The sequence below is a fragment of the Streptomyces sp. SID11385 genome (genome assembly GCF_010548245.1).
In the GTDB taxonomy this organism is placed as follows: Bacteria; Actinomycetota; Actinomycetes; order Streptomycetales; family Streptomycetaceae; genus Streptomyces.
Map to the genome: position 1 here is coordinate 1 of NZ_JAAGLR010000821.1, position 9,428 is coordinate 9,428.

At 72.9% G+C, this 9,428-nt stretch carries 7 protein-coding genes; 3 read left to right on the forward strand and 4 right to left on the reverse strand.

The window, feature by feature from the left end; all coding sequences use genetic code 11:
• Positions 1–480 (forward strand): NAD(P)-binding oxidoreductase (locus G3I42_RS25035; protein ID WP_164289540.1); only part of this gene is annotated, 480 nt, incomplete at its 5' end.
• Here G3I42_RS25035 and G3I42_RS25040 read toward each other — a convergent pair.
• From G3I42_RS25040 to G3I42_RS25050, 3 genes are all read right to left on the reverse strand, one after another.
• On the reverse strand, positions 471–1,043 hold the full coding sequence (locus tag G3I42_RS25040; RefSeq protein WP_203607305.1) for a 2'-5' RNA ligase family protein: 573 nt from the start codon (positions 1,041–1,043) through the stop codon (positions 471–473). The two genes, G3I42_RS25035 and G3I42_RS25040, sit on opposite strands and share 10 nt — an antisense overlap.
• A 65-nt stretch (positions 1,044–1,108) precedes the next feature.
• Complete coding sequence (locus G3I42_RS25045; protein ID WP_164289544.1) at positions 1,109–2,470, reverse strand: NAD(P)/FAD-dependent oxidoreductase; 1,362 nt, start codon at positions 2,468–2,470, stop codon at positions 1,109–1,111.
• Between the two features lie 312 nt (positions 2,471–2,782).
• The gene (locus G3I42_RS25050; RefSeq protein ID WP_343244656.1) at positions 2,783–6,142 is read right to left on the reverse strand and encodes a GH92 family glycosyl hydrolase; all 3,360 of its coding nucleotides are present in this window, start codon (positions 6,140–6,142) and stop codon (positions 2,783–2,785) included.
• Between the two features lie 217 nt (positions 6,143–6,359).
• On the opposite strand from G3I42_RS25050, the gene G3I42_RS25055 reads away from it, so the two are divergent.
• Both G3I42_RS25055 and G3I42_RS25060 read left to right on the forward strand, forming a co-directional pair.
• On the forward strand, positions 6,360–7,121 hold the full coding sequence (locus tag G3I42_RS25055; RefSeq protein WP_164289546.1) for a Clp protease N-terminal domain-containing protein: 762 nt from the start codon (positions 6,360–6,362) through the stop codon (positions 7,119–7,121).
• Positions 7,122–7,423: 302 nt separating this feature from the next.
• Complete coding sequence (locus G3I42_RS25060; protein ID WP_164289548.1) at positions 7,424–8,734, forward strand: hypothetical protein; 1,311 nt, start codon at positions 7,424–7,426, stop codon at positions 8,732–8,734.
• A 149-nt stretch (positions 8,735–8,883) separates the two neighbouring features.
• On the opposite strand, the gene G3I42_RS25065 is transcribed toward G3I42_RS25060, so the two are convergent.
• On the reverse strand, positions 8,884–9,428 hold a 545-nt coding region (locus G3I42_RS25065; protein WP_164289550.1), incomplete at its 5' end, for a (2Fe-2S)-binding protein.

Genomic DNA, 9,428 nt, shown 5'->3' on the forward strand with positions numbered 1-9,428 from the left:
GGCGGGCCCTTCGAGGAGGGCGGGGTGAGCGAGGCGCTGGCGGACGCCGACGCCGCCGTCGTCGCCTACGCGCTGCGCGGCGGGCGCCGCAACGTGCCGCTGTACTCGCGCGGGACGCGCACCATCGTGGACGCGATGCGCCGGGCGCGGGTGTCCAGGCTCCTGGTGCTCTCGGAGGCGGCGTACGGTCCGCACACGGCGGGGCCGCTCAACCGCACCGTCTCGGCGCTGTACCGGGCGACGGCCCGGCCCGTGATCCGGCAGCGCGAGGAGCAGGACGCGATCATCGCGGCGAGCGGCCTGGACTGGACGATCGTGCGCCCGGTCATCCTCGTGGAGGGACCCGCGCACGGGCACCGCAGGGCGCCGTTCACGCCGCACCACTCGCGCGCGCCGCGCACGACCTACGCGGACCTCGCGCACGTCCTGCTCGACGCGCTGGACGACCCGGCGACGTACCGGCGCGACCTCTATCCCTGAGCGGCGGCCCCGAGCGGCAGCGCGCTCTCCTCGCGCCACTCCCCCGCGGCCGTGTACACGGTGAGGCCGAGTCGGCCCACCTCGGCGTGCAGCGGGAGCGCGGCGCCGTACCTTTCCTCCAGCGGTCCGTACACCGCGCGGTCGGTGCCGGGCGCGGCGTGGGTGGCGAGGGTGAGGTGCGGCGGGAGTCCCGCGGGCCCGAACAGGCCCCGGTACGGGAGCGCCTCGGGCCAGGCGCGGCGCAGCGCGGCGGACAGCTCGTGGAGCACCGGGTGCGGCTCGGGGGCGAGGTACAGGACGCCGGGGAAGTGGCCGAAGCGCGTGAAGCGGAGGGTGAAGGGCGGGTGCGCGGCGACGAGGGCGGCCAGCGCGGCACGGGACGCGGGGCCGAGCGAGGCGCGCGGCACGAAGGGGTGCAGCACGCTCACGTGGGCCGGGAAGCCGGTCGTGACGAGCGCGTCGGCCGCCGGGACCCGGATGCTGAGCGAGGTGTCGCCCACACGGTCGCCCCAGTCGGCGGGGGCGGGCTCGGTGGCGGGGGGTGTCGCGGGCACGGAGGGCATCGTCCCACGAGGGGGCGGTACGGGCGCGGGGTGGCCCCGTGCCCGTACCGCCGTGCCCCGCTCGCTCAGTGCACGGCGTGGAGCGCTGCCGTGTGGTCGCGGATCTGGTCGGGGGTGAGGTAGACGTCCGTGTGCTCGAACTCCTGGAGCGTGCCGGCCTTCTGCTCCTGGAAGCCGGTGCGCACGAAGTCGTCGCCCGCGAGCGCGTTGAGCATCCAGTTGGTGAGGACGCGGGTCTTCGCGACGCCCGTGCGCAGCGCGGACCAGTGGTAGCCGCGGGCGACGGCCTGCGCGGGGAGGCCGCTGAGGTTGATGCCGAGCGGGCGCGAGACCGCGTCGTGGCCGCCGAGGTCGACGACGAGGCCGAGGTCCTTGTGGACGTACGGGCGCAGGGGCTGGTGGAGGATCGTGGCGAGGACGTTGTCGGCGGCGATGCGGCCCTGGCGCATGGCGTGCTGCGCGGTGGGCGGGCAGATGGCGTCCTCGCCCTTGGTGAGGTCGGGGACGGCGGCGGCGTCGCCGAGTGCGAAGACGCCGTCGAGTCCGGGCACCGTCAACTCGGGGGTGACGGCGAGCCTGCCCCGTACCGTCTCGCGCTCCAGCGTCTTCATGAGCGGGCTGGCGGCGACCCCGGCGGTCCAGATGAGGGTGCGGCAGGGCAGGGTGCGGCCGTCCGTGAAGGTGACCTTCTCGGGACCGGCCTCCGCGACGGAGACGCCGAGCGAGACCTCGATGCCGCGCTGGGTGAGGACGTCGAGCGCGGCCTTGCCGAGTTCGTCGCCCAGTTCGGGCATGAGCTTGGGCGCGATGTCGATGAGGTGCCACTTGATCAGCGAGGGGTCCAGGCGCGGGTAGTGCTTGACCGCGCTCGTGGTGAGGCGCTGGAGGCAGGCGGCGGTCTCGGTGCCCGCGTAGCCGCCGCCGACGACGACGAACTGCAGGCGCGAGGCGCGTTCCTCCTCGTCCTCGCTCGCGTCGGCGAGGTCGAGTTGCGCGATGACGTGGTCGCGGATGTAGGCGGCCTCGGCGAGGGTCTTCATGCCGCGCGCGTTCTCGGTGAGGCCGGGGATGTCGAAGGTGCGGGTGATGCTGCCGGGGGTGAGGACGAGGATGTCGTACGGCTCGTCGACGATCTCCCCGGTGATCTTCTGGACGACGCACACCTTCTTCTCGGTGTCCACGCCGATGGCGCCGCCGGGCAGGATGCGGGTGCGGTGCTTCTGGCTGCGGCGCAGCGAGACGGCGACGGACTGCGGGGTGAGGACGCCGGAGGCGACCTGCGGGAGGAGCGGCAGGTAGAGCTGGTAGGAGAACGGCGCGACGAGAGTGATCTCCGCCCGGCCCGGTGGGATGCGGCGTTCGAGCCTGCGGACGCACCCCACCCCGGCGAAACCGGCGCCCACTACGAGAATCCTGGGTCGTGCCACGATTGCGTCCCTTCTCAGGGGTCTGTGCGGTCTCCGGGCCGGTGCGTGCGTCTCCGGTCCCGGACGGCTTCCGCTCGCCTGCCCGCTCAGCGGCGTGTGTCACGGACCATCTTTGCCGAAGGGGCGGGGGCGCGCTTGTCGAACGGGGCGGACGGGGACGTGTCGGGCGCGCGCGGCGCGGCGGTGGACAGCGGGTGGGCCGGGACAGGGGCGGCGGACGCGGGACGGCCCCGTATCCGGGTGGGATACGGGGCCGTCCTCCGCGGCGCGCACGTGCGGGTGGCGCGGTGCGGGCGGGCCGTCAGCCGGTCGTCAGCCGGTCGTGGCGGCGAAGACGTGCAGGATGCCGCCTTCGGCGGTCTTCGGGAGGGTGACGCTCGCGAGGGTCTTGCCGCCGACGAGGGTCACGGGGGCGGTGGCGAAGAGGTAGGCGTTGACGGGGTCCTTGCCGCCGCCGAGGGTGTCGCGGTAGGTGGAGGTGACGGCGACGGTGTTGCCGTAGGAGGGCTTGTCCCCGCCGCCGCCGAGGGTCCAGTCCGAGAGGCCGAGGTCGGCCTGCTGGGTGGTGCCGTCGGTGTAGGTGAGGGTCATGGTGCCGTGGGTGTCGCCCTCGGCTGCGCTGCCGAGCAGGCTCAGGCGGGTCGCTCCGTCCTTCGCGGGGACGGTGAGGGTCTGCCCGCCGCCGGCGACCTCGATGTTGTCGGGTTCGCCCGCGCCGGTGTCCGGCAGCGTGAAGGTGAAATCGCCCGAGGTGACGGTCTTGCCGGGGGCGGCGCCGCCCGCCGCGAGGGCGGTCGCGGAGTAGCTCCAGCCCTCGCCGTCGAAGTTGGCGCCGGGCTTGGCGTCGTCCTCGGAGACGCCGTCGTTGTTGAGGTTCCACAGGACGCTGTTCTTAGCGGCGACCGTGACGGTGAGTTTCGCTCCGGGCAGTTCCTTGCCGGAGGCGGTCCGCAGGGTCACCGGGATGGTGCGGAAGCCCTCCTTCGCGCTCCCGGTCGCGGCGACCGAGACCGTGGTGCTCGCGGTGCCGCCGGAGGGGACGGCGAGGGTGCCGGAGGCGGGCCTTACGGTGAGTCCTTCGGGCGCCTCGGCCTTCCAGGTCACGGTCTCGGCGCGGTCCTGGAGGGTGCGCACGGTGAGGTCGGTACGGGTCCCGGTGCCACCGGGCGAGACCTTGAGGGCGCTCGGGCTCGTACTCGTGAAGTACGTGTCACCGCTGCCGGGGAAGGACGGCGGGACGTCGGAGGCGGCCGTGCCCCAGGAGGTGTCGGGGCTCGTGCCGAGCGTGTAGTCGAGGGTGCCGCCGTGCTGGACGAGCGTGTCGGCCACCCAGCTCTTCGTGGTGGTCCTGCCGTTGACGCGCAGGCCGTGGATGTAGGTGTGGCTGTCGTCGGCCGCCGGGGCGTTGACCGTGATGCGCTTGCCGTGGCCGGTGTGGACGACGGCGCGGGGGAAGAGCGGCGCGGTCAGCACGAGGTCGGCGCGGCTGGGGTTCTGCGGGTACATGCCGAGCGCGGAGAACACGTACCAGGAGGACATGGTGCCCGCGTCGTCGTTGCCGGGGATGCCGCCGGGGGCGTCGGTCCAGAGCTGGTCGATCTCGGCGCGGACGGTCTGCTGGGTCTTGGTGGGGGCGCCCAGGTAGTTGTAGAGGTACGGGGCGTTGATGTCGGGTTCGTTGGTGGGGTCGTAGCGCGTCGCGTCCCTGGCGGAGAAGTCGAACTTTCCGTCCTTGTCGCGGAAGAAGGCGTCGAGGCGGGCGCTCGCCTTGTCGTTGCCGCCCATGGCGCGGGCGAGGCGGGCGACGTCGGAGTAGACCATCCAGGTGTAGCGGGCGCTGGTGCCCTCGACGAAGCCGTTGCCCGTGCCGGGCGTGAAGACGCCCGCCCAGGTGCCGTCCGCGTTGCGGTTGCGGATGTAGCCGCCTTCGGGGGTGGCGGCCGGGTCGAACACGTTGGTCCAGTTGCCGGAGCGGTCGAGGAACTTCTTCTCGTTCTTGCGGTCGCCCGTGGCGCCCGCGAGTGCGGAGATGCCGTAGTCGGCGGCCGCGTCCTCCAGGGTCTCGGAGGCGCCGCCCCAGCAGTGGCAGTCGTCGGCGGGCACGTAGCCGAGCTTGAGGTACTGGTCGAGCCCGGGGCGCTGGCCGACGCACTCGACGTTGCAGCCGGAGCTGTCGGAGTCGTTGGCGGTCGGGACGGTCGCGGCCTTGACGAGGGACTTGAGGGCGCCCTTGACGTCGAAGTCGGTGCCGCCGAAGGCGTGGATGCCCGCGAGGGCCGGGCCGGCGGGGTCGCCGGCCATGACGCTGGTCTTGCCCTGCTGGAGGAGCCAGCGGTCCCACTCGCCGCCTCGCTGGGAGGCGTACTGGTAGAGGGACTGGGCGTAGTCGCTGCCGGCCTTGGGGTTCAGGAGTGCCATGAGCTGCACCTGCGCCCGGTACTGGTCCCAGCCGGAGAAGGTGCCGTACTGGGCCTTCTGCCCGTGGGAGAGGCGGTGCGTCTTGTCGTCGGCGCCCGTGTAGCGGCCGTCGGTGTCGCTCGTGAGGGTCGGCTCCAGCATCGAGTGGTAGAGCGCGGTGTAGAAGGTGCGGTACCGGGCGTCCGTGCCGCCGCCGACCTGGATGGCGCCGAGCGCCTTGTCCCAGGCCCTGCTCGCGTCGCGGGCGACGGCGTCGAAGCTCTTGCGGGAGGGGTTCTCGGCACGGAGGTTGGCCTCGGCCCCCGCCTCGCTCACGTACGAGATGGCGACCTTGGCGCCGACCTCGGTGGTGCCCTTCGGGAACGTGACGTAGGCGCCGGAGCCCTTGCCGGCGACGGGGTTGCCGCTGGAGCTGTAGCCGGTGCCGCCGCTCGCGTCGGTGGTGTCGGGGCGCAGCGTCTCGTCCTGCCAGGTGCCCGTCTTCGCGAAGGGGGTGTCGAAGTGGATGGTGTAGTGCAGCGTGTAGAGGGCCTTGCGGTTGTTGGCGCTCTGCGGGCCGCAGAAGTTCCCGGCGTCGATGGAGCCGGTCACGGTCTTCTTCGCCGCGTCGACGTGCACGCGCGCGTCGGCGCTGCCGGACTCGGCGTTGGAGCCGCGGACGAGGAAGCTCGCCGCCTTGCCGGCGGGGAAGCCGAAGCGGCCCGAGCCGGTGCGCTCGGTGGCGGTGAGGGCGGCGGAGGCGCCGTTGGCGAGCTTCACCTCGTAGCGGCCCGCGCTCGCCTTCTCGTCGTCGTGCGAGAAGGCGGAGGCGTAGACGGAGTCGTTCGTGTCGGCGCTGGGCGAGGTGGTGACCTCGCCGGGGTACGGCATGAGGGGCACATCGCCGTTCGCACCGGAGCAGCCCACGCCGTCGAGGTGGGTGAGGCTGAAGCCGCGGATCGAGGTGGCGTCGTACTGGTAGCCGCCCGGGGCGGGGTTGGAGACCTGGTTGCCGCGGGTGGTCTGGGGGCTGAACGCGAGCATGCCGAAGGGGCGGACGGCGCCGGGGTAGGTGTTGCCCGCGTTGGCGGAGCCGATGAGGGGGTCGACGTAGGCGGCCGGCTTCTGGACCAGGGCGGTGTGCCCGGTCTTCGCGGCGCCGGGGGTGGCGGCGGTGGCGGCCGGGGCGAGCGCGGTGAGCCCGAGGGCGGTCGCCGCGGTGAGGGCCAGGAGGCCACCGGCCTTGCTGCGGACGGGACTTCTGCGTTGCGTCACTCTTCTGACACTGTTCCTCTCCCCGGGCGGGCCCGGGACGGCGCCGGACAACGTTGTCAAACGCGAGCGATGCTCCTCCCGGGGCTGAAGCGACGTCAAGGGGTGAGCGGGAAGATCATCCTGAGCAGGCCTCAGGTCCGCACCTCGCCGACCGCGATCCGCACCCGACGCAACCAAGGATTGACACCCTTCCGACTGTCAACCTACGGTTGCCTGCATGACGGAGCAGACACCGGCACATCGCGCAGTACGGCTCGATGATCTGATCGACGCCATCAAACGGGTCCACACCGGGCCCCTGGACCAGCTCACGGACGCGGTACTCGCCGCGGAGCACCTCGGAGAGGTCGCGGACCACCTGATCGGCCACTTCGTCGACCAGGCACGCCGTTCGGGCGCCTCCTGGACCGACATCGGCACCTCGATGGGGGTGACACGGCAAGCGGCGCAGAAGCGGTTCGTGCCGAAGGACACCGGGGAGGTGGCGGCCCTCGACCCCGACCAGGGCTTCAGCCGTTACACCCCGCGGGCACGCAAGGTCGTGGTGGCCTCGCAGACGCGGGCACGCGAGCACGGGCACCCGCGCATCGCACCCGCCCACCTCGTCCTCGGCCTCCTGGACGAGCCGCAGAGCCTCGGCGTCGTCGTCCTCGCGGACCAGGGCGTGACGCGCGAGGCCGTACGGGAGGCGGCGGAGGCGGCGCTGCCGCCACGCGGCGAGGAGGACCTGCCGACACTCATCCCCTTCGACGCGGCGGCGAAGAAGGTCCTCGAACTGACCTTCCGCGAGGCCCTGCGCCTGGGCCACAACTACGTCGGCACCGAACACCTGGTGCTCGCCCTCCTGGAGCACGAGAACGGCGACGGCCTCCTCGCGGGCCTCGGCGTCGAGAAGGAGCGCACGACGGAACTCCTCACGGGGCACCTGCGGCGCATCCAGGCGCAGGTGGAGGAAGCACGGCAGAAGGAAGGCGGCTGACGGGCGGCCGCGACCGCGCGGGGCGAGGACGGCCGGATACCGCAACCACGGGTTGTCGGGCTCCGGTCGTCCGCCACGACAGGCACGGAAGGCGTCCGATGGGACCCACGACACCGGAAAACGGCTCTCGGCCGCGGAAGCGACGGGGCGGAAAATCGCGGCGCGGCTGTCGCACCTGCGTGTGATGATCGCTACGGCGTGCCGGGATTGACGGCGCGTCATTCCATTCGCCGCACCCTTGGGGGGTACCAGTGGGATCATTTTTCGCGGGGCTTCAGGCCCGGTTCAGAGCGGGCGCGACCGTGGCGGTCGCTGCCGGTCTGCTCACCGCCGGGCTCGCCTCTCCTGCCTTCGGCGACGAGCCGCAGAGCGACCAGTTGTGGATCAATACGCACGAGGACCAGTCCCTGCCGCTCGGCACCGCTGACGCTCCCCCACAGTCCCGTACGGTCCACGTCGGCCTGTCGCACGACAACGCGAACTTCTCGGTCACCAAGGGCAGGCTCTCCGTCGACGTCTCCGGGCTCGCGGGGATCGCCGAGGTGAGCTGGCCCGACAACTGCGCACCGGACGGGACGCACGCGGTGTGCGACATCCCCGTGGTGCCCACGCTCGATGACGACTACGCGGACCAGGTCTCGCTGACGGTGCGCGCGGCCGACGGCGCCAAGGCCGGCGCACGCGGCAAGATCACCTACGAGGCGACGGCCACCGGTGGTCCCGACGGCACGCTCACCGCCCCCGAGGACAGCTTCGACACCACGCTCACCGTCAGTGCCGGACCCGACCTCTCCCTCGCGCCGGTCTCCGACATCGAGGACGGCCTGCCCGGCGAGCTCCGGACGATCCCGTTCGAGGTCACCAACAACGGCAACCGGCGCGCCGACGGGTTCACCGTCACGCTGTACACCTCGTACGGCCTGACCGACCTCACCCCGTACGACGGCTGTACTTCCACCACGCCGGGCGGCGGCGCACCGTCGTCGACCACGACCGTCTGCACGTTCGACACGGCGCTCGCACCGGGCGAGTCCGCCGAACTGCCGGAACCGCTGGCCGTGCGACTGGCCCCGTACGCGCTCAACGAGCGGTTCGACATCGATGTCGAACCGGGCCGCGGCGCCGAGGACATCGAGTCCGGGGACAACTACCGGGCCGTCCAGATCGGAGTGAAGAACACCGCGGACTTCTCCGTGGCCGGTGACACCGTCACGGCGGCGGCGGGCGAGACGGTCACGGCGGCGCTCACCTTCCGGAACAACGGCCCGGCCTGGTTCGGCAACCTCGGTTCCGGCGACCCGGTGGCGGCGGTCCGGCTGCTCGTTCCCGCGGGCACGACGGTCACCGACGCGCCGTACGAGTGCATCCCGCACACCCTCGCCGGTGGCTACTACCCGCAGCGGTCGGGTGCTCCGCGCTATGACTGCAAGCTGCCGCGCGCGGTCCGGGAGAGCGCCACGCACACCTTCGAGCTGAGCCTGCGGGTCGACACCGTGGTGCCCGGAGCCAAGGGCGCCGTGAGCATCCACCCCGCGTTCGGCGAGTTCGGCACGGCCCCGTTCGACTTCGACCCGGACACCAGCAACAACACGTCCGCTCTGACCGTCAACTGACGGGGGGTGGTCCGGAGCAGCTCGCGCCGTGTGGCTGCTCCGGGCCCCGTCCGGCGCCGGACCGGCAGAGCGAGGACGAAGGCGCACGCGGGGCCCGAACAGCCGGTGTCGCCCCCACCCGGGCGCGCGGTGCGGCGGGGTGGGGCGGTTCAGTCTTGGCGGCTCGGGGCCGTGTGCAGGACGCAGTCGCCGCAGAGGGTGCCCCGGGGGGTGCGGTAGTAGAGGCAGCAGCTGTTGCGGCGGTAGGCGACGCCGAGGTCGGGGTCGTAGAGGTAGGTGCCGTGGTCGCCCAGGGCGGGGGTGCGCAGGAGGCGGGCGGCGAGGGGGCCGGGGTCCTGGGCGGGGGCGGGGACGCGGTCGAGGAGGACGCGGACCGTCCCGGTGAGGGCGGAGGCGGTGTTGCCGCGCAGCGTCTGCGGGGAGAGGCCGTAGCGGGCGCTCAGGTGGGCGTGGAGCGGGGCGAGGTGGGCGGCGAGGAGGGTGTGCAGGGCCGGGACGGGGTCCTCGTCCGGCGGGCGGGCGGTGGGGCCGGGCGCCCACAGGCTCGGCGCGCCCTCGGGCGAGAGGGCGAAGCGGAGCCGGTCGGGGCCGAGGTCGGGGACGCCGCCGCCGAGCACGACGGTGCCGAGGGCGAGGGACCACAGCCGGGCGACGTGCCCGAGATGCACGGTCGAGGCGGCCACGCGCCCCGGGC